This window comes from Polyangiaceae bacterium, assembly GCA_020633205.1.
GTDB lineage: Bacteria > Myxococcota_A > Polyangia > Polyangiales > Polyangiaceae > JAHBVY01.
Genome location: JACKEB010000016.1, coordinates 60,544 through 85,078 on the forward strand (window position 1 = coordinate 60,544; position 24,535 = coordinate 85,078).

At 64.8% G+C, this 24,535-nt stretch carries 22 protein-coding genes; 4 read left to right on the top strand and 18 right to left on the bottom strand.

The window, feature by feature from the left end:
* Window positions 1–258: 258 nt before the first annotated feature.
* The 3 genes from H6718_24990 to H6718_25000 form a co-directional block, all read right to left on the bottom strand.
* Entirely contained in the window at window positions 259–1,812 is a 1,554-nt protein-coding gene (locus H6718_24990) for a serine/threonine protein kinase (GenBank protein ID MCB9588690.1), read from the bottom strand.
* A 257-nt stretch (window positions 1,813–2,069) separates the two neighbouring features.
* The gene (locus H6718_24995) at window positions 2,070–2,735 is read right to left on the bottom strand and encodes a hypothetical protein (protein MCB9588691.1); all 666 of its coding nucleotides are present in this window, start codon (window positions 2,733–2,735) and stop codon (window positions 2,070–2,072) included.
* 116 nt (window positions 2,736–2,851) lie between these two features.
* A complete protein-coding gene (locus H6718_25000) occupies window positions 2,852–3,556 on the bottom strand; it encodes a hypothetical protein (GenBank protein MCB9588692.1) in 705 nt (234 codons plus the stop codon).
* Window positions 3,557–3,810: 254 nt separating this feature from the next.
* On the opposite strand from H6718_25000, the gene H6718_25005 reads away from it, so the two are divergent.
* Window positions 3,811–4,284, top strand: coding sequence for an acyl-CoA thioesterase (locus H6718_25005; protein MCB9588693.1), 474 nt, complete (start codon window positions 3,811–3,813; stop codon window positions 4,282–4,284).
* Between the two features lie 83 nt (window positions 4,285–4,367).
* Here the strand turns inward: H6718_25005 and H6718_25010 are convergent, their stop codons facing one another.
* From H6718_25010 to H6718_25060, 11 genes are all read right to left on the bottom strand, one after another.
* Window positions 4,368–4,943 carry a DUF3501 family protein gene (locus H6718_25010; protein ID MCB9588694.1) on the bottom strand — a complete coding sequence of 192 codons (576 nt, stop codon included), beginning with the start codon at window positions 4,941–4,943 and terminating at the stop codon, window positions 4,368–4,370.
* A 32-nt stretch (window positions 4,944–4,975) separates the two neighbouring features.
* Window positions 4,976–6,328, bottom strand: coding sequence for a hypothetical protein (locus H6718_25015; protein ID MCB9588695.1), 1,353 nt, complete (start codon window positions 6,326–6,328; stop codon window positions 4,976–4,978).
* Window positions 6,329–6,500: 172 nt separating this feature from the next.
* Window positions 6,501–6,920 carry a rubrerythrin gene (locus tag H6718_25020; GenBank protein MCB9588696.1) on the bottom strand — a complete coding sequence of 140 codons (420 nt, stop codon included), beginning with the start codon at window positions 6,918–6,920 and terminating at the stop codon, window positions 6,501–6,503.
* Window positions 6,921–6,979: 59 nt separating this feature from the next.
* The gene (locus H6718_25025; protein ID MCB9588697.1) at window positions 6,980–8,008 is read right to left on the bottom strand and encodes a DUF72 domain-containing protein; all 1,029 of its coding nucleotides are present in this window, start codon (window positions 8,006–8,008) and stop codon (window positions 6,980–6,982) included.
* A complete protein-coding gene (locus tag H6718_25030) occupies window positions 8,005–8,994 on the bottom strand; it encodes a DUF72 domain-containing protein (protein MCB9588698.1) in 990 nt (329 codons plus the stop codon). The genes H6718_25025 and H6718_25030 overlap by 4 nt, the downstream gene beginning before the upstream one ends.
* Before the next feature lie 68 nt (window positions 8,995–9,062).
* On the bottom strand, window positions 9,063–9,779 hold the full coding sequence (locus tag H6718_25035) for a histidine phosphatase family protein (protein MCB9588699.1): 717 nt from the start codon (window positions 9,777–9,779) through the stop codon (window positions 9,063–9,065).
* 24 nt (window positions 9,780–9,803) lie between these two features.
* Window positions 9,804–10,418, bottom strand: a complete 615-nt coding sequence (locus H6718_25040; protein ID MCB9588700.1) for a hypothetical protein — start codon at window positions 10,416–10,418, stop codon at window positions 9,804–9,806.
* Between the two features lie 412 nt (window positions 10,419–10,830).
* Window positions 10,831–12,048 (bottom strand): argininosuccinate synthase, encoded by a 1,218-nt coding sequence (locus H6718_25045; GenBank protein ID MCB9588701.1) that lies wholly within the window; start codon window positions 12,046–12,048, stop codon window positions 10,831–10,833.
* Between the two features lie 105 nt (window positions 12,049–12,153).
* On the bottom strand, window positions 12,154–12,678 hold the full coding sequence (locus H6718_25050) for a hypothetical protein (GenBank protein MCB9588702.1): 525 nt from the start codon (window positions 12,676–12,678) through the stop codon (window positions 12,154–12,156).
* Complete coding sequence (locus H6718_25055) at window positions 12,675–13,406, bottom strand: hypothetical protein (protein ID MCB9588703.1); 732 nt, start codon at window positions 13,404–13,406, stop codon at window positions 12,675–12,677. Before H6718_25055 ends, H6718_25050 begins: the two co-directional genes overlap by 4 nt.
* A gap of 364 nt (window positions 13,407–13,770) precedes the next feature.
* The gene (locus tag H6718_25060) at window positions 13,771–14,010 is read right to left on the bottom strand and encodes a DUF4911 domain-containing protein (GenBank protein MCB9588704.1); all 240 of its coding nucleotides are present in this window, start codon (window positions 14,008–14,010) and stop codon (window positions 13,771–13,773) included.
* Window positions 14,011–14,033: 23 nt separating this feature from the next.
* On the opposite strand from H6718_25060, the gene H6718_25065 reads away from it, so the two are divergent.
* Window positions 14,034–15,395 carry a hypothetical protein gene (locus H6718_25065; protein ID MCB9588705.1) on the top strand — a complete coding sequence of 454 codons (1,362 nt, stop codon included), beginning with the start codon at window positions 14,034–14,036 and terminating at the stop codon, window positions 15,393–15,395.
* A 16-nt stretch (window positions 15,396–15,411) separates the two neighbouring features.
* Here the strand turns inward: H6718_25065 and H6718_25070 are convergent, their stop codons facing one another.
* The 4 genes from H6718_25070 to H6718_25085 form a co-directional block, all read right to left on the bottom strand.
* A complete protein-coding gene (locus H6718_25070; GenBank protein MCB9588706.1) occupies window positions 15,412–17,670 on the bottom strand; it encodes a tetratricopeptide repeat protein in 2,259 nt (752 codons plus the stop codon).
* 235 nt (window positions 17,671–17,905) lie between these two features.
* Window positions 17,906–18,493 carry an ABC transporter substrate-binding protein gene (locus H6718_25075; protein MCB9588707.1) on the bottom strand — a complete coding sequence of 196 codons (588 nt, stop codon included), beginning with the start codon at window positions 18,491–18,493 and terminating at the stop codon, window positions 17,906–17,908.
* 226 nt (window positions 18,494–18,719) lie between these two features.
* Window positions 18,720–20,045: a two-component sensor histidine kinase gene (locus tag H6718_25080; protein MCB9588708.1), complete on the bottom strand. Its 1,326-nt coding sequence runs from the start codon at window positions 20,043–20,045 to the stop codon at window positions 18,720–18,722.
* Window positions 20,046–20,093: 48 nt separating this feature from the next.
* Window positions 20,094–21,308 (bottom strand): type II secretion system F family protein, encoded by a 1,215-nt coding sequence (locus H6718_25085; protein MCB9588709.1) that lies wholly within the window; start codon window positions 21,306–21,308, stop codon window positions 20,094–20,096.
* Between the two features lie 167 nt (window positions 21,309–21,475).
* Between H6718_25085 and H6718_25090 the strand changes: the two genes are divergently transcribed.
* Window positions 21,476–22,621, top strand: a complete 1,146-nt coding sequence (locus H6718_25090) for a beta-lactamase family protein (protein MCB9588710.1) — start codon at window positions 21,476–21,478, stop codon at window positions 22,619–22,621.
* A gap of 374 nt (window positions 22,622–22,995) precedes the next feature.
* Entirely contained in the window at window positions 22,996–24,534 is a 1,539-nt protein-coding gene (locus H6718_25095) for an FHA domain-containing protein (GenBank protein MCB9588711.1), read from the top strand.
* Window position 24,535 lies beyond the last annotated feature (1 nt).

A 24,535-nucleotide genomic window follows, 5' to 3' on the forward strand; every position in this document is an offset into this window, starting at 1 on the left:
CGCCGCCGCGCGCCTGATCCCTCGCCAGCCCTGGCCGTACCTTCCCAACATACGGTCAGCGTACACCAATCCGTGCCTGCTTTCGCAACGCTCTCCGCGTGAACAGTCAGCTCAACGCTCACGCGCCGCTTGGCGCGGCACGTTTGGGCGCGGCTTGTTTCGGCGCGGCATGTTTGGGCGCGGCATGTTTGGGCGCGGCTTGATTCGACCGACGCACGCGCGGCGCCAGCTTGTCTCGGCGCCTGCTTGCGCCGGCTGTTAGTTGCGGCCGCCGAAGTCGGTGATGCCCGCCGGCTTCTGTGGCGGCTTCTGGGATGCGGGCTTAGCAGTTGGTTTGGCGGCGGGTTTGGCAACGGGTTTGGGCGCCGGCTTCGCCGCCGTGGTCTGTGGCTTGGCAGCCGCCGCGACCTCAGCGCTGGCTGAGGGCGCTGGCTCGCCAGCCGCTCCCTCGGCTTCAGGCTGCGCCTCCGCTGCCTGTGCAGGCTGCGGTGCGGCAGGCTGCGCCTCGGCGGGCTGCGCCTCGGCGGGCTCCACGGGTGCCGCAGCCATCGCCTCAACCGGGGCCTGAGCCGCAGGTTCGGGCGCCGCCGAGCTGGTGCTGGTGCCCACAGCCCAGAGCGCGGCTACACCGACAACCAACGCGGCTCCAGCGCCGCCAATCCACATCCACGGCCCGCGCTTGGGCGCCTCCGAGCCAGCACCGGTGCGGCCCCAGTTGGCGATTGTGTTTCCCCCTTGGGAAGCGGCATCCACGCCCTGGCTGCTGGGGCGCGGCGGCACGGGGACGGCGATCACCTCGAGGTTCGGCGAAGAAAGGAGTCCCGAAGACTGACTCGGCCCCGACGCGACGGTGCGCGCCCCCGTCATCACCGGTGCACTCCCTCCCGGGGAGCTGCGGACCACGGAGTGGCCCAGCACGCGCTGCACCCGCTCCACGGAGACGATGCTGCCAGGAGGACCAAAGCCGCCAAGAGCGCTAACCAGCTCGGCCACCGTGGAGTAGCGAGTGTCGATTGACTTCTCCAAGCAGTGGAGGACGGCCTGGTTCAGCTCCTCGGAGATATCCCCACGGAAGTGCGTTAGGGGTGTCGGCGTGTCGTTCAGCAACGCGGCGCACAGCTGAGGGATCGAGTTGCCCGAAAACGGCGGCTTGCCCGCGAGCAGCTCGTAAAGGATGACGCCAAGGGACCAGATGTCGGTGCGCTGATCGACATCCTTGGCGGAGTCCATCTGCTCCGGCGACATATAGAGGGGCGAGCCGATGATCGCGGCGGTGCGCGTCAGCGACATGTCCATGCCGCCCCCAAGCGTCTTACTGATCCCGAAGTCCAGCACCTTGATGATGCGACTGCCGTCTGCGCGCTGAGTGATGAACAAGTTCGCGGGCTTGAGATCACGGTGCACGATGCCGACGGAGTGGGCCTCTGCGATTGCCTCACAGGCCTGCAACACGAACTCTACGGCCTCCTCGACGTCCAGCGTGCCGCGACGGGAGAGTTCTTCAGACAGGTCGTGACCTTCCAGGAACTCCATCACCATATACGGCACGCCTACTTCGAGGGTGCCCACGTCAACCACACGGGCGACGTGTTCGCTCTTGATCTTGACAGCCGCGCGCGCTTCCCGCCGGAAACGCTCAGCGGCATCACCGCGCTCTGCCAGCTCGGGCAGCAAGAACTTCATGGCGACGCGTTGGTCGAGTTCGGTGTGCCAAGCCGACACAACCACGCCCATTCCGCCTTCACCCAGGACGCGCTCCACCCGGTATTTACCCGCGAGGATGTCGCCTTCTTTCACCGGAGAGTCAGCCATAGATCGTCCTAGACTACACGCAAACGCGTCCGGACGCCCGTGCTTTGGCCGCCAGCTGCCTGAGATGCAGCTGCTTGAGATGCAGCTGCGGGGTCGGTCTTTCGCGAGGTCTTTCGCGACCCGGGTTGTATGACCGAGCTGCGGTTGGGTTCGAGCTGCGGTTGGGTTCGAGCTGCGGTTGGGTTCGAGCTGCGGTTGGGTTCGAGCTGCGGTTGGGTTCGAGCTGCGGTTGCGCCCTCGAGTCGCGGCCCAGTCAGCTAGAACTTTTCGTCAGGGCGATACGCAGGGAATGGATTGCGCCACCATTCTTCGCCGCTCCGCCGGTACACCGTGAGGCGCGCGAAATCGATGCCAATGGTGAAGCTGTAGGTCTGGCTCTCCTCGCTACCGAAGCCAGCGTTTGCGCTGGCGGTGATTCCCCACGGAGCGCCAAGGTTGAGGCCGCCCCAAACACCATTCGAGCCCACCCCCCACCAGCGCACATAGGGTCCAGCGTCGACCGCCAACCCCCAGTCACCATTGACGAATCCGTGGGTGGCCCCGCGCACCAGCAAACCCAAGTCTGTGCCGCGACCAAAGTGCGTCTGCATGCGGAACAGCCCACCGAAGATCAGGCTGTCCGCTGGCGGTGTACCGATCCCGGTGTCCAGCTGCAGATCCGGCGAGAACCGCGGCTCGGCGGAACGGTCATCTAGGCGCGACGCCCCGCCTCCCAGATAGAGCCAAGAAGAGACGTCGGCCCGCGCCGCGCCGCTCACGCCCAGCGCAGCGAGTAGGGTCGCCGCCCCAAGCGCGCCGTTGTGCAGCCGCGCGGCGTACCGGCGGCCCTTGGTGGGCGCGATTCGCCGATGGGTTCGCGACTGCCCCCACAGCACTTGGGCGGTGGCGCCGACTCGAGATTGGGTGCCTGGCAGCTCGTGCATCGAGCGGCCCGCGTACCACAAACTTGGCGGAAACCCTCTGATTTTTGCGCTGAGGCGGGCTGGAAGGTTGCGCGTCAGTGCGCCGCGACCGCGTCAGGAATTGTCAGGAGCGCACATCAAGCCGCTGGATTTCGCACCAACGACCCGTCGATGGCCGTCCGAATGCGCTTCACGACCAGATCTGCGGCGCGCGAATCGTACAACAGGCCGTTGTGCCCGCAGTCGGCAAGCTCCACGTGCTCTGAACCCGGCAAGTGGCTGAAACCAGTGACCACTTGGTCGTCCGCACCGGATATCGACAAGTGCGGAACGTGAGCGTGCTGGTTGGCGGCGCTCACCACGCGCTCCAGAATCGAACTGCCCGGACTGATGTCGCGCCCCGCAGTCGCCGGCATCAAGCGCGCATGATCCGTTCCGCCGAACGGGCTGCCCAGGCTGACTGTCTGGCGCACTCGCGGGTCGCCACCCAACTCCTGTACGAAGTAACGCGCGACGACGCCTCCCAGGCTGTGACCCACGAGGTGCAGGTGGGTTTCAGCGGGGAGTCGCTTCACCAGGGAAGCGAGATCGACACCAAGACGGTTCACGCCCGGGCCTGGCAGGTAACTGAAGCTCGCGGTGTGCGCGCCGGTTTCGTTCTCGATGCGTTTGCGCAACGGGCGCAACACGCCAGCGGTTGCGAACAGTCCGTGCAGGAGCACGACGACGTGATCGCCAGCGCGAGTTTCCGTAGGTAATACAGCGCCAAAGTCCAAGTGGATGAGCGATGCCTGACGCGCGAAAGCCAGCGCTTCACGGGTGTGCGCTCGCAGGCGACTCACCGTGCTGCTCGGCGATGCTGGACTCTTGGATGCGAACAGGCCCAACACGGAGGGGCTCGAAAAACTGCCTGCCACCCCTATGTTTTACCTGGATGCCGCGAGGTTGGCACCTTCTCAGCACGTCTTTGTCAGAGCGCGTCAGTTGCTTCGCACTCGTGTCACCACAGGTTTGACCAGCGTTTGATTGTACGTACCACGCCAGCCGCCGCAGCACCTCCGCGAGGTGCCGTGCTATCTGCGGTGTGCGGAAGCCAATGACGAGCAACAACATGAGCGATACGCAGCCTCACGCGGATCCAGACGCGACCACCGCGAAGGTGTTTTCGCAGCGTTTTTGCGTCCTTCACGAGGCAATCGACGAGCTTGGCCACGTCAGCAACTTGGAGTGGGTCCGCTGGGTGAGCCGCATCGCCACCGCGCATTCGGAGAGCGTGGGCCTTGGCTTCAGCGCCTACCAGAAGCTGGGCTTGCTGTGGGTGGTGCGGCGCCACGAAATTGATTACCTCGCGGAAGCGCTTGAGGGTCAAGAGCTCGAGGTCACTACGTGGATCGACGACGTCCGGGGAGCGACGAGTCGCCGTAGCACGCGCTTCCACCGCACCGAGCCTGACGGGCGGCGCAGGTTGCTGGTCAGCGCCGAGACCACCTGGGCCATGATCGACGTTCAGCGTCGGCGCCCAACGCGCGTGCCCAAGGACTTGCTCGCGCGCTACGGCTTTGAGCGCTGAGCTCACGCGTTGCTGGAGCTGCGTGTTTTTTTGGGGGGGTGAGGAAGCACCTGGCTGACCTCACCCCCGAGCACGTCTCCGGCTCAGTCGAAGTCTTCGGCGAGGCTTTGTAGAGCTGCCGCGTCCAGCTCCGTGCGCACGCTAGACGCCGGATGATCGATCCCCACGGCAACACCTGTGGCCTTGGCCTGAATCGCGGCTTGTACGGCGGGAGTCAGCGGAAAGCGCAGGTAGTGGACGGCGGTGGTACGCTCCGCCTTCACGGTGCGCAGATCGCTCTCGCTGTAGCAGCGCTCGCCGGCGGCCTCGATGTAGAACTTGGCCTCGACCCCCACGAGCTTCGCCAGCATGGCGTCGCGCTCCGCGGGATCTGGGTACTCGATCATCGCCGTCGCGCTGAGGTGCCCGGGCTTCGGCACCAGGTCGTTGTAGGTGTCGATCTCATGCTGGATCGCCGCTTCTTTGCTGATGCGCTCGGTGCGCAGCATTTCCTGCACCTGCAAGAGCACGGTGTCGTGGTTCTCGAACACCAGGGTGACGTTGCTCCCGAGCGCCACGCGACGCTGTTTCTTCAGGGCAATGACCCGCGCGCGAAAATGCGGGCGGACTTCTTCGTACTCCCTGAGGCCTAGGATTTCTCCGCGTTCCACGAGTTGCATAGCTAGTTCCTTGGTTCAGGCAGTTGGCTTCGTCAACCAGCCTGCTTGCTGCGATCGGCTGACGGAGAGTCCAAGCCGTAGGCCCACGCCAGCGCGGTGATGGGATGCACCATCGGCTTGCCAGTTTCCCCGAGCAAGCGCTGACCCGCGAGGTTGCAGTCTCCGACGAACAGGTCGTACTCGCCCTCTTCCATGCCCCGGGTCATGCGCTGCGCGTACTTCCGACCCTCTTCGTAGTAGGCGGCCTTCATGCCCCAGGTGCCGTCCACCGCGGAGCACTCCTGGACGACCTTGACTGAGGTGTCGGGAACCTTGCCGAGCAGCCGCGCGCCGGGAGTGCCGATCTTCTGTGCGCGCAAGTGACATGCGGCGTGGTAGCCGACGCTGCCGAGGCTGCGTGAAAACTCGAGCTCCAGGTCGTGGCTCTTGCGCAACCCCTCCAGGAACTCCATCAGGTCCACCACGGCGCCTGCGACCTCTTTCGCCTCTGGCGTGTCGAGGTAAACCGGCCACTCGTGCTTCATCGTGTAGCCGCAGGTCGGGCCGGGCACGACGATCTTTCGACCCTCGCGCACATGGGGCAGCAAGATCTCTACGTTCTTGCGGATCTTGGCCTGGGCGGCCGCCACGTCACCTCCGTCGAGGTTCGGCATGCCGCAACACGCTTGCTCCGAAGTCCACTCGACGCTGTAGCCGTTGTGTTCGAGCACAAGCACCGCGTGGCGCGGTACCTCGGGGAAATTGAAGTCGCCGTAACAAGTACTGAAGAGCACCACGGAGCCGTTCTCTCCCGCCTGCTTCAGCGGTTCGTGTTTGTCGAACCACTTACCGAACGGCTCGGACGCCATGGGTGGCAAGGGGAACTCCGAGGAGATGCCAGTGACCTTTTCCGTGACCTTGCGCACCAGGCGGTTCGCGTTGATCAGGTTCGCCATATTGGCCTGCGGGCCAGCGCCAGCCGCACCGACGAGCTTCGGTTCCCCGAGGATTTGATCGACCAGCGGGATGCCGTCGCGTCGGGCGCGCTGCGCCTTTTCTCTCGCCATCAAGCGCGGGAAGTCGAGCAGCTCGTAGGCGTCGTCGGCGTCCGTGTAGGGGCACTTGATGTAGCAGAGCTTGCACTGCCAGCAGTGTTCGCTGACATCCACGAACACCTCGGGGCCCAGAGCCTCGACGCCCTCTGCGCGGTTCGAGTCGATGTCCTTGTCCACCGCGTTGAACAGGATCGGGAAGGAGCCGCAGTAGTTCACGCACATGCGGCACTCGTGGCAAATCTGAAAGGTTCGCCGTAGCTCGTCCTCCAAGTCTACCGCGTCCCAGTAGCGGTCGTGGTTGGGGTTCCACTCGGGGTCACGCTTGGGTCGGCGTTCGGGGATCTTGCTCATACAAGGCGCCTTATACCTCGACTTCCGTCGCAAACGAGCCTCCTCGCCCGCGACGTTTCGAGGCGCGCTGAGTTTCCGCCACCGCAACAAAACGCCTTGGGCCCGATGCGTCCGCATTCGCGAACCCATCGAGCCCAAAGACTACTTCATCGACTCGAAGCCGCGGCGTGTCTCAGTCGAGCTCGTCGAGCGCCTTCTGGAACTTTCCGGCGTGGCTCTTCTCGGCCTTCGCCAAGGTCTCGAACCACTCCGCGATGTCGTCGAAGCCCTCTTCACGAGCGGTCTTGGCCATACCCGGGTACATGGTCTCGTACTCGTGGGTCTCGCCGGTGACTGCCGCTTTGAGGTTCAGCGCGGTGCTGCCGATGGGCTCACCCGTCGCCGGATCGCCAACCACCTTGAGGTAGTCGAGGTGCCCATGGGCGTGACCCGTCTCGCCGTCCGCCGTGTCCTTGAACAAGCCAGCGACCTCGGGGAGGCCTTCGATGTCCGCAACCTTTGCAAAGTACAGGTAGCGACGATTGGCCTGGGATTCGCCCGCAAAGGCGTCCTTCAGGTTTTGATGAGTCTTCGTTCCGTCCAACTTCGCCATTGAATCTTTCCTCCTGGGGTTGCCCAGCCCGGGGACAATCGAACACGTGCGGCGCGCCGTCAACCCTTGGCTGGTCGCGCCTCGGATCCCGCGTCCGTCAACTGCGAATGCTGGAGCAACGCCGCCAAGCCCTTCGCGCCAAGCACAGCGTAGTCTCGGACACAGTTGTTGAAGACCACGTGCACCTGCTGCGCCCGCTCGCGGACCTCACGTACCGTGGGGACCCAGCGCTGGAGCTCCGCGGGTGAGTACAGGTAGTTGAAGCGCTCCCAGACTGAGCTGCCGCGTTTCCATCCTGCGCTGTTGTGGCCATGCAGGCGAAACAGCGCGAGCTCCGGGTCGGTCACCAGTGCGGTCGGAGGCACGCCACCGAGGGGGACGTCGGGTTCATCGACGATCACGTAGCTCAGCTTTTGGCCGCGCAACAGATCGAGCACTCGGCTGCGGCGCTCCGCCGAAAGCCAGCTCGGGTTGCGAAACTCCACGGACAGGGGCACATCACCTACTTCGTTGCGGAGGCCCTCGATGTAGCGCGCGTTTCCGCGGGTGGCCTGAAACCACGGCGGAAACTGCAACATCACGCAGCCAAGGCGCCCCGCGGCCCGGATGGGCTCGAGCTGTTCCAAGAAACGCCGAACCAATTCCCTGCGGATTTCTTGGGGTAGGTCTTTGGGATAGACACGTGGTTTGTCCCCGGCGACTTCCCGCAGCAGGGGCGCTAGGTCACCAGGGGAGCGCGCGATATCCACGGGGTGGCCCGTGAGCACCGGGTGACTCTTCACGTCGAAGTGAAACGTCGCGGGGGTCCACTCCACCCAGCGCGCAACCGTCTGAGGGTCGAGCAAGGTGTAGTAGGTGGCGTCCACCTCGACCAACTCGAACTGAGTCGCGTAAAACTTGAGGCGGTCTTCCGGCGAACTCTTGCCACGCGGATAGAAGCGGTGGCTCTTGATCAGGCTCGGGTCTGTCCAGCCCGCCGTGCCAAAGGCAATGCTAGGAGCCCGCGCCGGCAACTCCACCTGGGCCGCCAGGGCCTGCGCAGACGCGAGCAGCTCCGGCGCGGCTTCAGGAGGCAGCGCCTTGCTCACCCCGCGCGGCCTCCGTCAGCTTCGGCCGGACGCGCGATGGCGCGCCGCACGAGCTCTTCTGCCAGGGCGCGCAGCGTCAGCGGGCTGCAACCTTCCGCCTTGTTGTTGGCGATGATGTACACCACCTTGCCGAGGCGCTCCGTCGCCAGCACCAGCTCCATCACGTCCCGCCGCATGCCCGGCTGAGGATCCCGAAGCTCGTCGAAAGGGGCCAACGTTTCCTTGCGCTTCATGTAGCGTTTTCCCGGAGGAATCATCAGCCGCGAGACGGCCACGTCGCCGGCTTCGAGCAAACCGGGCAGAGCCAGCTGTTCGCCTAGCTTCGGCATGCGCTCCCAGAAGTTGAACACATGGCTCACGCCGTGGCGATGCAGGAGCTCGATGTACTCGGGCAGCAGAAGCTCGCGATTTCTGAGCTCGATCGCGTAGTGAAAACCTCGCGGCAAGCGCCGCAGGAAGCCGCCGAGCTTCTCGATGAAGCGCTCGTCACTGGGTAGCTCGGGTTGATGAAGCGGCATCAACTCGAACACCAGCGGCCCCAGGTGGTCCGCAAAGTGTCGTTCGAGCGGTCCCAGCACCTCCTGCTCCAAGAGCTTCACATTGAAAAAATCGGGGTTCGCCTCGCGGGTGCGCGGGTCCACGGCGCTCGTGATCCGACCGTACACCTTGTGCAAGCAGCGGAATCCGCGCGGCAACTGTTCGGAGTACTCGCGCAGATCCTTCTCGACCAGTGGGCGATAGTAGGAGCGGTCGATGCCCACGGTGCGAAACAGCGGGTGACGAGCATACTCCGCCAGGCCGCGCTGCATGAGTTCACGCTCGCTCGGATGCCCCGCGTAGACGACCCCCGCCCAGCCTGGAAATGTCCAAGACGAGGTGCCCATGCGCACGGTCTCTCCAAGCTGAGACATCAGCGCCGCGTCAGCGGAGGTATCGAGTCCCGGCGGCTCCGGTTCGTCGAACAGGCTGAGTTGGCGATCGCTCACGGCGATTAGGCTACACAATCGTGTCGGTCGCGGCAGCGCAACCGACCCTGCTCTCCGTGAACCACTCGCTAGCGGTAGGTCCAGGACTCAGGGTCCGGCAAGTGCGCTAGGGAATTGAAGCGACTGAGGGTAACCCGCTGTGCGCCCGAGTAGCGCAGCTCGCTGACGCTCGTGTTCTGGACGGCGTACCCCAGTTCCAGCGCGGCCTCTTCCCTCACCCCCAAAATCCCAGCGATCAGCGCACCAATCGCGCCTCCGGAGCTGAACACCGCCACGTTCTGGCCGCTGCCTGGTGCCGAAGTGATGCGTTCGAGCGCAGCCGCCAAGCGCTCGCGAAACGCCTGCCAGGTCTCGAGCTCCCCGGTGGCAAACGCGCCGCGAGACCACAACCGCATGGTGCGCTGTAAGACCAGCTCGGTTGCCCGTGCTCGCGCCTTGCGGTCCGCCGCGGCCGCCACCGCCTGAGCCAGCTTGCCAACCTCTGGGTCGGCATCCATTACCGCTTGGAAACAGTCCTTCAGCAGGAACTCGCCGGGATGTTCGTCGAACGCGCGCTCTTCCTCCAACTGGTCGCGAAGCTCCGGAGCAAACACCTCCAGACACTCGAGCGCAGTGTCACGCTGGCGGCGTCGTGGGCCGCAAATCACACGGTCCAAGCGCAGGCCCTGTTGCTTCCAGAAAACACCCAGCGCCCGCGACTGCGCGCGCCCGTGGGAAGACAGCTCATCGTAGTCCGCCGCCAGGAACGAGGCCTGGCCGTGACGGACCAAGAACAGTTGGCTCATGCCAAGGAGGCTAGCAGCACTGCTTCAGGTGGAGCTACCAGCTGAACCGCCGCTGCTCGCGCCTGCGCTGCTCGTGCCACCGCTGCTCGTGCCTGCTGAGCCACCGCTGGTGCCACCGCTACTCGTGCCGGCTGAGCCACCGCTGCTCGCGCCGGACGAACCAGCTGAGCCACCGCTACCGGAGCTCCCCGCGGAACCGCCACTACTCGTGGTGCCACCCGAGCCAGAGCTGCCGCCAAAGCCAGTGCTGCCGCCGTTCGCATCCATGGTCGAGGGCTGATCCTGACAGCCCATTCCGAGATCGACGCCGCAAGCGCCGTTCGGCTGACAGCAAGGAGTGCCGAAGCCCGTGTTGGGGCAGAACACCGGGTTGCAACCGGCGTCCGGGATCCCACCGGTGCCCGCGTTGCCCGAACCGCCGTTGCCGGTGTTGCCCGAGCCGCCGTTGCCCGTGTTACCCGAGCCGCCTGCCGCGGTGCCGCCGTTGCCACCGCTTGCGCCGGATCCGGCAGAGCCGCCGGTCGTGCCGCCGTCCAGGGTGAAGATCCCCTGTTTTTCGCTCTCCGCGCAGCTCAGCGCCAATGCGCCTGAGAGCGCCCAAAACAAGCCAAAGGTGATGCGGGAAGAAGTCTGCGCCACGGTTCTCGTGCCTCCAAAGCTCGGTCAACCTTAGCCTGCTTACCGGCCTCTCGGCCAGCGTGAACAAACCAGCGTTTGGCTTGAACCCAGTTGAGCAGGGACCTCTGATTAAAAGTTAAAGGTTCAACTGTCTACTTTATTTCGGTCGTTGTTCGCCTCAACGCTAACTGGGTTGCGGCTCCATCCGGGAAGATTCGTCAGGGTGTTTGGGACCGGTTGAAGTTTTTTCGGGGGTGAGGGTGCTCCGCAAGCGCAAAGCCAGCGGCATCACGCATCCGTATCACCTCACCTGTGTTTAGCCTGCAGCACCACAGTCTAAGCCGAACGCAAGCGCCGACGGGACCGTCGTTCCCCGACGGCTCCCGTCCGTGTTGGCGCCCGCGCGCCGGCTTGCGTTCGAACGCGAGTCAACTCAGCTGCTGCGCCGGGCCTTCTCGCGCATGGAGCGGATCCGCAAGCGCAACGCGTTCAGGCGAATGAAGCCCTCCGCGTCGGCCTGATTGTAGACGTCGTCACGCTCGAAGGTCGCAAACTCCTCACGATACAGGGATTCCGGGCTCTTGCGCCCCACGACCTGAACGCCGCCCTTGTAGAGCTTGAGCCGCACCGTGCCGGTCACCGTCGCTTGAATGGAGTCCATCATCGTCTGCAGCATCTCGCGCTCCGGAGAGAACCACAGCCCCCGGTAGACGATGGTGGAGTACTCGGGGATCAAACCGTCTCGGATGCGCATTTCCTCGCGGTCCAGGGTCAGCGACTCCAGTGCGCGGTGCGCCCGCTGCAGCAAGGTGCCACCGGGCGTCTCGTACACCCCGCGCGACTTCATGCCGACGAAGCGGTTCTCCACGATATCCACGCGGCCGACGCCGTTCGCGCCTGCGATCTCGTTCAGGCGGCCGAGCAAAGCTGCGGGCCCCAACGCCTCACCGTCAACGCTAACCGGCGTGCCCTTCTCAAAGCCGATCTCCACGTAGGTCGGCTTGTTCGGCGCGTCCTCGGGGTCCACCGTCAGCAGGAACATATCCTTGGGCGGCTCAGCCCACGGATCCTCGAGGATACCGCCCTCGAAGGAGATGTGGAGGGAGTTCCGATCCATCGAGTAGGGCTTTTCTGCGGTGGCTGTGACCGGCACGCCCCGCGCCTTCGCGTATTCGATGCAATCGGTGCGGCTCTTCAGGTCCCACTCGCGCCAGGGTGCAATGACGGAGACGGCGGGGTCGAAGTGCATCGCGCCGAGCTCGAAGCGCACTTGGTCGTTGCCTTTCCCCGTGGCACCGTGGGCGATGGCATCGGCGCCGACGTCCGCCACCGTCTTCATCATGCCCTCGATGATGCACGGCCGGGCGAGAGACGTGCCGAGCAGGTACTCGCCTTCGTAGAGGCAGTTCGCTCGGAACGCTGGGAAGACGAAGTCACGCACGAAGGCCTCGCGCAGGTCCGCCTGAACGTACTGGACGGCGCCGGTCTTGAGAGCCTTGGCCTCCAAGCCGTCGAGTTCCTCCGCCTGTCCCACGTCGGCGCACCAAGCCACGACCTCACAGCCGTAGGTCTCCTTGAGCCAGAGCAGGATCACGCTGGTATCCAGCCCACCCGAATAGGCGAGCACCACCTTCTTCACGTTCTTTTTCATCTCTATCTCCGTTGGCCGACCAAGAGCGCCGAGCGGCGAAGACATAACAAGTCAGCGCACGTTCGGCTGGTGAAAAAGCAAGGCGGACCCCCGCTGGGGCCATCGCTAGCGTGAGCCGCGGCTCAGCGCGTCTTCGATTTGTTCCACCGATGCCACGCCGGAATAGCGCGCGACTTCGTGGCCCTGATAGTCGAGGACGACCATCACTGGCACCTCGCGGATGTCACCGAAAGGGCCTTCTCCTTCCAGCGCAGCTTGATCCGCCATCGCCACGGGGTAGCTCAAGCCAAGGGACTCACCGAACGCCTGGGCGAGTTCCGCATACTTCGGTGCCTCGAGCACCACGGCGACTCCGTTCGCCCGAGGTTTGTGGGAGCGCAGCACGTCATCAAGGCGCTTCGCCAGGGCCTGGGAGGGCAAGTCGAAGGTAGTGATGAAGACCACAGCCGTGGCGCGACCGGCGGTCTCCCGTGAGCCCACGTGACCGCCACCGGGTAGCGGGAAATCGAAGCGAACCGTGGAGCCGCTCGGCGACTCGCCGCCTGGCCCGAGGCTTTCCGCAGCGCCCGAACAGCCGCACACGACGCTGCCCAGGAGCAGCGCAATCACCCACGCCCTGCAGCGCATCATGCTCGAGGGGGAGGTTGGGAGCTCGGCTCAGGTTGCTGACCAAACAGATCTGCGAAGATACGCAGCGCCTCAGGCAGCTCATGCCCAGCTCGCTGGTGAGCGATGATGGCGTGAGCCAACTCGTCGACGACCGACTTGAGCGGAGTTGCTTCGAGGCGCACGCCACCGATGACGTCCCCCGCACTGGGCGCCTTCGCGCCGTCAACGATGGGGTCGTGCTTTACCCAGGCGAACCCGCTGCGCTCACTATAGCTGCAAGCCAACACCTGGACGAAGTCCAGGTACAGCGGGCTCACGATGGTCGCCACGCGCATCGCGCCGCTCATTTCCCCACGTAAACAACGCAGGGCACCTCGCGGGCTCGCCGTGCCATCGTCAGGTCCAATCGCCTGCTCGATGCGGCGCCTCCGCGCGGATTCAGATTCCACCGACAAGAGCGGCGCGTAGACAGCGATACGGGGGACGTTGACGCGCTGTGAGTCCTGCTCGAGCACGTCCAACCAACGGTCCCGCCCATCGTCGTCTAAGGCCTTGTACGCCATGGCCGCGGCCAGCGCCGCTTCGGCGTCACTCGCCAGAGCGTCGAGCCAAGCGCACCACGCGTCGACCACACGCGCATCCACCCCAGATCGCGCTGCCGTTGGCAGCGGCGTCATGTCCGCAGAGGAGGGACTGCGCCGCGGCAATCTCACTTCATCGGGCTCAGGGGCCTTGGGTGGCTCAGCCATAGAATAGTCGTGACAACTCGAAACGCAGTGACTCCGCGTCTCGAGCCTCCCGAGCAGGAGTCGTGACGCGGCAACACGTGGGTCAGGCTATAGGCGAAGAGTCTGGACCTCGCAACGACACCCTCGCCAAAGATCGGTGACGCCCCACCCGGGACGGATGAGCCCCACAGGTTGCCCACAGCCGGGCCGTTCCTCACAGCCGCGCGGCCGCCCGCAGCGCCGAGCTAGTGTCCTGTCTCCGTAGTTCGCTGCAAAACTCGCCCGCCCCCTGAGGGTGTGGGCGCACGAGTTTTGCGCCTTCGCACTACTTTTGAGACGAGGAAACGCTGTGTTGACTTGTTCAGCGAATCACAGATTCGCCTCACTAGGTCGGCTCCCATCCAAGCTCAGGAGCCAAATCCGCTAGTACGCGATCCAGCTCTTGGATCTGGGAGGGGTGCGTCGCGATGACCAGATCGCCACCGTGCTCTGCGAAGACGTGGGCGAGCCCTTCGCTCGCTTCCAGGATCCCCTTCAAATAGACGACGTCCTTCGCACGCACGCGGATCCTGCGCGTGAGTAGTTCGTCTCCGATCAACGGGGGCACGGCCTTGCCTTGCGCCATAGCTGGCCGTACTACCCCGGAACATGTTGCGCTTCCAGTTGGTCCCGAGCGATCTCGAAGAGGAGGTCGAGCTGCCTCCGCTGCCGCCCTTGGAAGCCGATGAGGAGCCCCCCAAGGACATCGACTACAGCGACTGGCTGACAAGTGTCGAAGAGGAAGACGGCGACGAGGCAGCGGGCCCCGAGCTCGACCTGGGTATCGAGATCGCCGCGCTCGGAGCCGAAGACCTCGAGGACGACGACCCAGAACCCGAGCTCGAGTATGCAGCGCTGTTGAATCTGCCGGACGCAGACGCCGACGACGATGAGCCCGGCGTCGAGCTAGGTGACTGGATGGGAATTTCCGCAGGGGAAATCGACCAAGACTGGAACGACGACTCCGAAGGCCCCCTGGAAGCGCCAACCCTCGAAACCGAACAACTACCGGATCTGGGAGTCGACGCCGAAGAGGAGGGCGACTTCAGCGACTTCAGCCTGGAGGAGCCTGAAGACGTCCAAGAGCCCTGGCACCAGACGCCAGTATTCGACCAGCCGAGCTGTTGCATCAGCGATGGACCGCGGCTCTTGTGTGGCGGCTCCGGAGTGTGGGCGGTAGCACCCCAGGAGCAGCTCGCCGAGTCCGATGTGCGCGATCTTGTCCAGCTTCCACACGGCAACGTGTGGCTCGACCTGGCGGGTCGGGTGTGGCTGGATGGTCAACTACAGGAGCTGAGCTCCCGAGTCGTACAGGTCGAGGCGAGCGGAGAGGAAGCCGGCGCTCTACTAGCCGTAGGCTTGGATGGCACGCTGTATCAGTTGAAGGACGCCGGGGCGGCGGCCTCCGGAGTATGGCGCGCGTTGGTCACTGCGCCGCTACTCACACGTCTCGCGCATGGGAGCTTCCCCACCCTTGGCGTCAGCAAGTCGGACCGACTGTGTCGCTCACTCGATGGCGGGAACACATGGCTTCCGATCGACACCGAGCAGCCTCCCCTAGCGTGGTTGCGCAGCCACGACTTGAAGGTGCACAGCCGTGGGAGCCTGATCGCCCTGGGCAACGAGCGCGCCGGCCTCACGCTCTCGACCGATGGCGGGCTGACGTTCAGTGAGGTTGGACAGCTACTCGGACTGAGCGCGCTGACCAGTGGACGACTGAGCGACGCGAACGGTCCCGGCCTGCGCCTGTTCGCGGCGTGCTACGACGCTGCGATCGACGAGAGCCGGATCTATGCGATCGACCCACTGGAGTTCAGTGTGCAGAGTATCGCCGTGATCGGGCCCCAGGCGGCCGAGCAAGATCCTCGGGTTAGGGCTCTGCACTTCAAGCCAGGCGTCGGGCTGCTGTGCGCTGGGGACTTTGGTTTGATCGAGCTGGTTCCACCCGACGGGCTCGACCCGGTCGTCTGAACTCTGTCGTCTGAACTCAGCGCGTAGACCAGCGTCCGAGCTGCATGGCGTAGAGTTCGGCTTCCCCTTGCCGGCCCTCCGCAAGCGCCGAATCGCGGAGACGCATCAGCACCCCAATCAGCAACGGACGCAGAGCGTCCACCTCGGAGGGACCTACGTCTTCAATCCTCGCGGAAAGAAGTGCGAAGAGCTCCAGGTCGCGCTCGAGGCGCTCCAGGGCGATCGCGAGTTCGAGAGCCGTCGCGTCATCGTCCGGGTCGGCTTCGAGGCGACTCCGCAGACGCTCGACCTTTGCGTGGAGCTCCGCAGGATCCGAGGGGGGCGCTTGCGTATCGGCGCGTTCTGGCTCCGGCTCCAGCGCCGGCGGCTCCGCGAGCGCCGTGGGTTGGTAAGACGTCTGACTCAGCTGGCGCAGCGCCGCCTGGCGTGCGCGCTCTAGTCGCGCCACCTCGGCCGCCACCTCGCGATACGCGGTCGCCACCTCGACATCGTGAGGAGCACGCCTAAGGGCGATCGCCAAGTGCCGCTCTGCCGCCATCACGTCCCCTTGACGGTCCTGCTCGAAGCGTGCCGCCTCGCTGAGCCAACTCGCTGCACTCCGAGCGTCCACGCTGGGCTCGAGCTCGACCAGGTCGCGGAGGCGTGCGAACGCGAGGCTCGCGCCAGCAAGGTCGCCGAGCTTGGCGCGCAGGCGAGCTTCCACCCCGCGCGCTTCGAGTTCTTCGGGCACCCGCGCTGGGACCTGACGTAGGCGCGCGATGGCCGCTGGAATATCTCCTAGCTCGCTTAGAACCCGCGCCAAGTCGAGCAACGCGCCCGGGGGTACGCGGTCTTGAGCTTCGCCCAGTTCGATCGCCCGCTCAAGCAGTGCCGCAGCACGAGTGCCTCGACCGGCATCAGAAAAGGCCTTTGCGAGACCCCAGGTTGCTTCAGCGTCGTCAGGACAGTAGCGCAGCGCCCGCTCGAACACCTTACCTGCTTCCTTGAGGAAACCAGCCTCGAGCAGTCGCCGACCAGCGTGCAAGCAAACGGTATTGCGCGCCAGGGCACCGATGGCCGCAGCTTCAAGGTGCTCCACGTCGGACATCGCGCCTTGCACGTCACCGCGGCCGAGACGCGCTGTCAGACGCGCCCAACGCGCACTGGCCTGGCCAGGCCACCGAGCGACCGCCTGATCCAGCGCGCGAAAGCGCTCCCCGGTCTCCAGCGTCAGTTCTGCGAGCCTGAGCCACATCAACGACGCCAAGGGCGCATAAACCTCCGCGGTCGCAAGCGCCTCCGCGGCCCCTAGTGCCCCGGAAACGTCCCCGGAGTGGGCGAGCAACTCGACCCCGACCACACCACACTCGGCGACCGGGCCAGTTTCAACCACCAGGCCGAGCGCTGCCTCCTGCCGACCCTCCACCCAGGCATCGATCTCTGCCACCTGTCGGGCCAACACGGGGTGCCGAGGTGCGCGCTCTAGCGCCTCCATATAGGACTGCCGCGCGGAATCGATGTTGCCCGCTGCCTGCTGGTCATCGGCGTCGCTGGCTAGCTCCGCCACCTCCAACGCGCGGATGACCCGCGCTCCGTTCGCCGGAGGCGGTAGCCGCTGGTCGAGGCGCACCCGAAAGCGATCGGTTTCGGCCTCGAGGCCGCCGAGGCGCACTCCAATGGCGGACGCGGCACGTACACCCAGCGCGGGCAGGATCGCTCGCGCGAGTTGATGCGCGACGTCCTCCACCTCGAACACCCTGCCTCGTCGCACGGCCACCCTACCGAGCAAGGAGTCCATCACGCGCAGCGCGGGCCCAAGGGGCGGAGTTCCAAGCCCCACGCCGCGCTCGTCGCTCACCACGAGGCGGGCGTGATCGTCCATGGGAGCCCACAGCACGTCGAATGCCAGGGCGCGGGTCCCATGCGCTACGCCGACACCAATGCCTCCCGGCAACGCCCAGAACGTCGCGCGAACCGGCTCGCTCACCCCGAGAGCGTGGCCGAGGCTCGTGCGCGTCCAGCGCTCGAGGTCGGCCATCCCAAGCTCCAGTTCGGCGCACTCGAACTCACCCCGCCGATGACGAAACACGGGCACGCCACCAGACAGATCGACCGGAAATGCCAGGCCGGGGAGGCTGATTGTGAGGCCGTGAACCTTGAGCGGCCCCACTTCCACGGCTTCGTACACCTCGAGTCCCAGCGCACCGCGGGCGACCGCGAGGCGGATCGGGGCCCGATCACTCGCTTCGCTGGCGGTGACGGGGCGTTTGGGGGCACGGACGGCGCGTGAAGACAAAGCTTCGAGGAGTTTACCAGTCCGAGGGCAGTCGACGCTTCTTTCCGGCGCTTGGCGCTGCTCCCTCCCCCAAAAAGAAACTTGGGACGCTCCTGGTCAGCGAGTCCGAGCCTCCTCACCCGATTGGGTCGCGCCCGTCCCGGAAACGCAGGCACGCGAAAACGAAAGAGGGCCGCCCATGGGCGGCCCTCAGCGACTGGGATTCTGACTCAATCGAATGAGTTCGTGAGGAGCTTCACGAAGCGTCGCGCTTCTTCTTCATCAAGCGGATCAGTTCGTCCCAGCCCTTCTTCTTCAAGATGCGCTTGAACTGGCTGCGGTAGCCGCGGGTCAGGCTGCTGCCTTCGGTGACGATGTCGATGATCTTCAGGCTGCCACCCTCGGTCGCGACCACGTAGTCGATGCTGAGAGGCTCCTCGCGCTTGTCCGTCTTGCTCTTGGCAACCGTCTTCACGAGGTACTTGGTGCCGGACTTGTCTTCGCCCTCGAAGCTCACCTGGTAGTTGAGCGTCTTGCGCAGGTTCTTTTCGTAGGCCTGCCGGACGAGGTCCTTCAGCAGGCCCCTGAACTCTTCACGCTCAGCGTCGCTGCGCTTCTTCCACGTGGAAGAGCCGAGGGACTTCTTGGCGAGCGTGTCGTAGTCGAGGATTTGATCGAAGACAGCGTGGATCTTTTCCTTGTTGTCGCCCGCCTTCATCAGCTTCACCAGCTCGGACTGGCGCTGTTGGACGAAGGACTCCGCCTTGCCTTTGGCGAAGGCGGCGCTGGGCAGCAGGAAGAGAGCCAGCATCGCAAAGAGGGAGAGGAACGTCTTTCGGTTCATGTTCGGTCTGCCATTCATGGGTTCCAGGGGGTTTTACGCAACCCCAGTGCCAAACCTTCAAAGCCACCCGGGCGCCGAGCGTTAGAATGTCCGTCGATGTGGCGCCAATCAGGCGAAAATCAAAGCAATTTGCCGCGCCCGGCGCGGCAAACTGTCGCGGCTTTTTTATGCTCAGCACCTCCTGTGGGGCCAAGCGGGGTGTGACCTGCGAGGCGTGGTCCGTGAGTCACACCTGACTGGCATCCGGTGGCTCGACTCGCCGGGCGCGTACCCTGAAGGTCGCTCCCTGACCCTCGCTGCTGTCGACCTCGATCTGAAAACCGTGCTCGTCGGCGATGCGCTTGACCACGGCTAGGCCAACGCCGGTGCCCTTGGAGCGGGTCGTGAAGAACGCATCGAAGAGTCGAGCTCGCGCCTCTTCCTCGATACCGATCCCATCGTCTTCGACGGCCAGGGAGTACTCGTCGTCCCCGTTTTCACTCAGCCGGACGCGAACCTCATCCCCGGCGCTGCTGGCTTGGACCGCGTTGCGCACCAAGTTCCAGACGAGCTGGCGCATTTGCGCGCCGTCCGCCTCGATGAACGCGTGGTCCACTCCCAGATAGACCACACGCACGTCGCTCACCGCGCGGCCTGAGGTAGCGGAGAGCTCCGCGACTTCCCGTGCGGTAATTGCCCAATCCATGGGTCGCAGCTGGGGCTTGCGCGGTCGCGACAGGTCCATCATGTCGGTGACCAAGTCGTTGAGCCGAGAGGCCTCCCGCTGGATGATCTCACACAGCTGCTTGTCCTCTTCTACCAGTCCCGAGCTGGTCTTGAGGAGCTGGATCGACCCCGAGATGGATCCCAGAGGATTGCGGATCTCATGGGCCAGGCCTGCTGCCAAGCGGCCGAGGGCAGCCATGCGTTCGGCTTCCGCGGCGCGCTCCTCCGCCGCCTGGATCTGCCCTCCGGCCTTAGCCAAGCGCTCCGCCAGGGTGCCGCTGAGCAGCATCACCGTGACGATCACCAACGCGTTCAAGAGCGCGTAGTAGCCTAGCTCCTTCGGCGTGTAGATATAGGCTTGAACCGGCTGATCAGGCGGCGGGGCAAGCCATCCAAGATGTAGCGACGCGACGAGACCGCCGTAACACAGGATGCCGCTCGCCGCGGCAATGCCTGCCCCACGGAAACCCGTAAGGATCGCACCCACCGCGCAACTCAAACCGTAGAGCGACGCCGCGCCACTCGAGGCCCCTCCGGAGAGGTACGCCAGCACGGTCCACACCACCTGGTCGAAGATCACCTGGAGATCGGCCAGCACCTCCAGGTGTTTCCCGCTGCGGAGCACGAGGCTGTAGACGCCGGCGAGCACGAAGGATGCCAGGAGCGTGACCAATGACACGCGCGGCGTGAACTGGTCGAACACCAGTGCATCGCCCTTCAGCCCCAAGCCCCCCAGCAAGCCGAGAAGCAGCGCCAAGAGCAGAACGCGACCGCCAGTGAGCCAAACGAGGCGGCGAGGGAGCGCCGCCCCAGCCAATGCGTCGGGTATCCCTAAGGAAACAGCCATGCAGCGCCAAGAACGTCCGAGCTCATCGAGCGCGCTCTAGGCGCGCCGCTAGTCGCCCTTGATGTTACCAGCGAGGTCGAAGATGGGCAGGTACATCGCCGCAAGCACGACACCGACCATGCCGCCGACACCAACCATCAGAATCGGTTCGATCATGCTGGTGAGTGCAGCCACCGCGATGTCCGTCTCTTCCTCGTAGAAGTCGGCGATCTTGTTCAGCATCTGATCGAGCGCACCGGTCTGTTCACCGACGGCGATCATCTGTACGACCATATCCGGAAAGACCTTGGTCTCCATCAGCGGGTCGGCCATGTTCTTACCTTCGCTGATCTTGCGGCGGACGTGCATGATGCCGTCCTCGATGAGCACGTTGCCCGAGGTCTTCGCGCAGATCTCCAAAGCGTCCAGGATCGGCACACCGGACTGCAGCAGGGTGCCGAGGGTGCGCGTGAAGCGCGCGACGGCGATCTTGCGCAGCACCGGGCCAATCACCGGGATGTTCAGCATCAACCGATGCCAGAAGTACTTCCCCTTCGGCTGGCGGTAGCTGTAGCTGACGCCCGCGACGATAGCGATCACTCCGATCACGATGAAGGGCGAATAGCTGATGAAGCCATTCGACATGCTGATCATGATCTGTGTGAGCTTCGGGAGCTGCGCCTTGCCACCGCCGAAGTCCTTGAACATGCCTTCGAACGCCGGGATGACGAAGGTCAGCAGGATCGTCATCACGCCCACTGCAACGAGGATGACGATGCTTGGGTAAACCAATGCACCGCGCACCTGGCTGAGCAGTTTGGCTCGCTTCTCCAAGTAGACGGAGAGACGAGACATGATGGCGTCCAAGATACCGCCGACCTCACCAGCTTGAACCAGGTTGACGAACAGCTCGTCGAAGATCTTGGGATGTCGCCGCAGGGAATCGCTGAATGTCGCGCCTTGCTCGACCGACGCCTTCACGTCCCGCAGACAGTTGGCGAAGATCTTGTTCTTCTGCTGCGAAGCCAAGATGTCGAGGCACTGCACCAGTGGCAACCCGGCGTCGACCATGGTCGAGAACAAGCGGGTGAAGGTGACCAGCTCCTTGGTGCTCACGCCGGAGCCGAACTGGATGTTGAGTGCCTTGCCGCGCTTCTTGACCTTGACTGGGTTCAGCTGCTGCTGGCGGAGCTTGGCGTTGACGGCGTCTTCAGTGTCCGCCTCCATCACGCCCTTGCGGATTTCCCCGCTGCGCGCTCGCGCTTCCCATGCAAATTCAGCCATACCGACGTGCTTCCCGACGTGTGCGCGCTGGTGCTCTCACCAGCTGCGCAGGGCAGTTCGTAACGAGCAAGGGTAGCTCGCCGCAGGCCCAGCGGTCAAAAGCGCGGATAAACCCGTAGGCGGGTTCGGCCGTGCTTCCCCAAACGGGCTTATGCTTCGACATCGATATGCAGAGTTCTCCCCCTTGCTTGGAAGGCGGCCCCTGGGCGGATCCAATGGCCACGCTCCTCCAACACGAAGTCGTCGAGGCCGGGGTGGCCCCAGGGGCGGTGATTGGGGTCGCGCGGCGCCGCTCCGCGAGCTGGCATCGGGGTGTCGCGGCAGCTGGCAGCCTCGAGCCAGCGCCCGACCCCAGCGAGCCCGTGAGCTGGCGCACGGTCTACGACCTGGCGAGCGTCACCAAACCGCTCACTGCGTGTTTGGCGCTGGAGGAAGAAGCGCGTAGACCGGGGTTCCTTCAGCGACCGCTAGGTGACTTGCTGAGCGAGGCCCAGGGCACGCTCGCGGAAGCCTCGACGCTCCACGCGCTCTTGAGTCATCGCGCGGGATTGATCGCGCACCTCGAGTTGTTCGCTTCGCTCCGCGAGGGTCGGCCGCAGCGTTCCGAAGCCTTGCTCAGAGAAGCCGCTCAGGGCTTCCGCCCGGAATGCTTGGATCAGCCATCCGGCACCTATCCGCCGGTTTACAGCGACCTTGGCTACATGCTCGTTGGAGCGGCTCTGGAGGCTGAGTTCGGCCTTTCCCTTGCCGAGCAACTGTCAGCTCTCCAAGCGACTTGGCGCATTCCCGGGTTCTTGGGTCCGGCCGAGGCGCTCAGCCCGAGGGCGACAGCGGCAGCTCGGCAGCCGGTCGCACCCACTGAAGACGTCGGGTGGCGCGGCGGAAGGCTGCGAGGCGCCGTCCACGATGAGAATGCGTGGGCGCTACGCGGGTCTGGCCTGTGCGGCCACGCAGGTGCATTTGGGGAGGTCGCGGCGGTGCTGGAGTTCGGCATCCGGCTACTGGAAAGCCTGCGAGGTGAAGGACCGCTCCCGGCCTCCGTGCTGGCGGATGCCCTGAGCCCCCAAGCCGGAGGCTCCCACCGTCTCGGCTTCGATGGTCGCTCCGCAGGGTCGTCCTCTGGAGCCCACTTCAGTGACGCCAGCTTTGGGCATCTTGGGTTCACGGGAACCAGCCTGTGGTGCGACCCGCGGGCCGAACTGGTGGTGGTGCTGCTGAGCAACCGCGTGTGTCCCACGCGAGATAACATCAGAATCCGCAGCGCCCGGCCGAGAATCCACGACGCCGTCTTCCACCTCACGCAACGCGATTGAAGCGGCCGCTACTCAAAGGACGAACGCCACCAGCGAACAAACGACGGGGACGACCCGAGAACGGGTCGACGCTGGCGGCTTTTTGGGCTTTAGTCGCCCCCAAGTACCTGACTCACCGGGGTGTTGGGTCAGCTCACTTCCCTGCTAATGGTCTGCAGCCAAGAACTCACTCAACTCGGTCGTCTCCTCACTAGGCCACTACGGAACCAGCCGACAGTCCCCGGTCCGCGGGCAAACTGTGCGGGTAGCACTGCGTTCCCGCTCGGTTCCAGCACCAGTCGCCTGGTTGGTCGCGCCAACTTCCCAGAAACGTTCAGCTTGCGCGAGCTGCGCTTGGCTTAGCCCCGGATCCCGGGCAGGATTGTATCGCTCCCATGTGGAAGCTCTCGATCGCCGATGATCAGGCCAATACGACGGTCGTCAATCTGACGCGCGACGAGTACACCGTTGGTCGTGCGGAGGACAGCACCGTCCGACTCACCGAGCGTAACATCTCGCGTCGGCATGCCCGTTTGTACAAGAACGGCGAAGGCTGGGTCATCGAGGACCTCGACAGCTACAACGGCTGCTTCGTCAATGGGACACGCATTGGTGGAGCGCACCGACTTGAGCACGGGGATCTGATCCAGCTCGGCGACTACCGTCTCGAGGTGATGGACGAGGCTGTTGCTGGCGTACCTCAAGGCAAGAACGCCACCATCCCCGCCGTCCCGAAGAGCCAGGCGTTACTCGGCCAGCCTGACCGCCTGGTGATGTTGGTGGGCCCCACTCCTGGGCTCGAGTTCCCACTGACAGAAGACACGCTCACCCTGGGTCGCGGTGAGGAGTGTCAGATCTCGATCAACCACAGCTCCGTCAGTCGGGTCCACGCCGAGATCCGCCCGGCGGGCCGTGGTCGCTACGAGATCCTCGATAAAAACAGCGCGAACGGCGTACGCATAAACGGCGTGGAGTTGCAACGCGGGCTAGTGGACGCGCGCGACAACGTCGAGCTGGGCGACGTCGTGCTGAAGTTCATCCCCGCCGGGCAGATCTACAAGCCAGGCGCTGATGAGAGTCAGCAGATCGACGCCATAAGCCCAGCCGCACTCGAGCGCATCAGCCCCTTGCCGGGCCTGGAGACACCGGCGCCAACCGGTATCCCCGCGGCACTGAAGGTGGTTCTCGCGGTGGTCGGCTTGGGCGTGCTCGTAGTGCTCGGCATGCTCACCCTGGGTGGCAAGTCCGACGCGAACGACGACAGCAGCACCACCACTCAGGCAACCGTTGACCCCGCAGCGCAAGCGCTAGAAGAAGCCAAAGAGCTCCTGAAGCAGAACGACCTAGAAGGGGCGCACAAGCGCGCCACCGAGGGCATCCCGGAGTCCAGCAACGCACGCCAATCTCCGGATTTCCGCGAAATCGAGGCCAAGTGGGCGGACTCGCTGTTCGACAAGGCTGCTGCGGAGACGGACCCCACCAAGCGCCGCGAGATCCTCGACCGCATCGCGAAGGCAACCAGCGTCGACAGTACCCGGCGGAAACGCGCGGTGAACGAAATCGCCAAGTTGGATGGCGACGGCGTCGACATCAACGAGCTGCCCGCCGTCCCCAAGCCCGACACCAGCGCTGGCGCTCCAAGCGCACCCACTTCCTCTGGGGGCCTGGTGCGTAAGAATCCCTTTGGGGAGTCCACCGCCAAGCCCACGCCGACGGAGAAGCCGGCTGCAACCAGCAACGGCAGCGCGATCGACGACGCGGCAAGCGGCGACCGCGAAAAGAAGACTCGTGCGAAGGCGGCACTGCTGGCCAAGGCGAACTCCGGCACCGCGACGAAGCAGGACCTGCGAGTGCTGCGCGCCCTGTGTCGCCAGCTCGGCGATGGCGGGTGCGTGGCGAAGGCGTCCGCGATGCTAGCTAGCGCGCCCGAGTGAT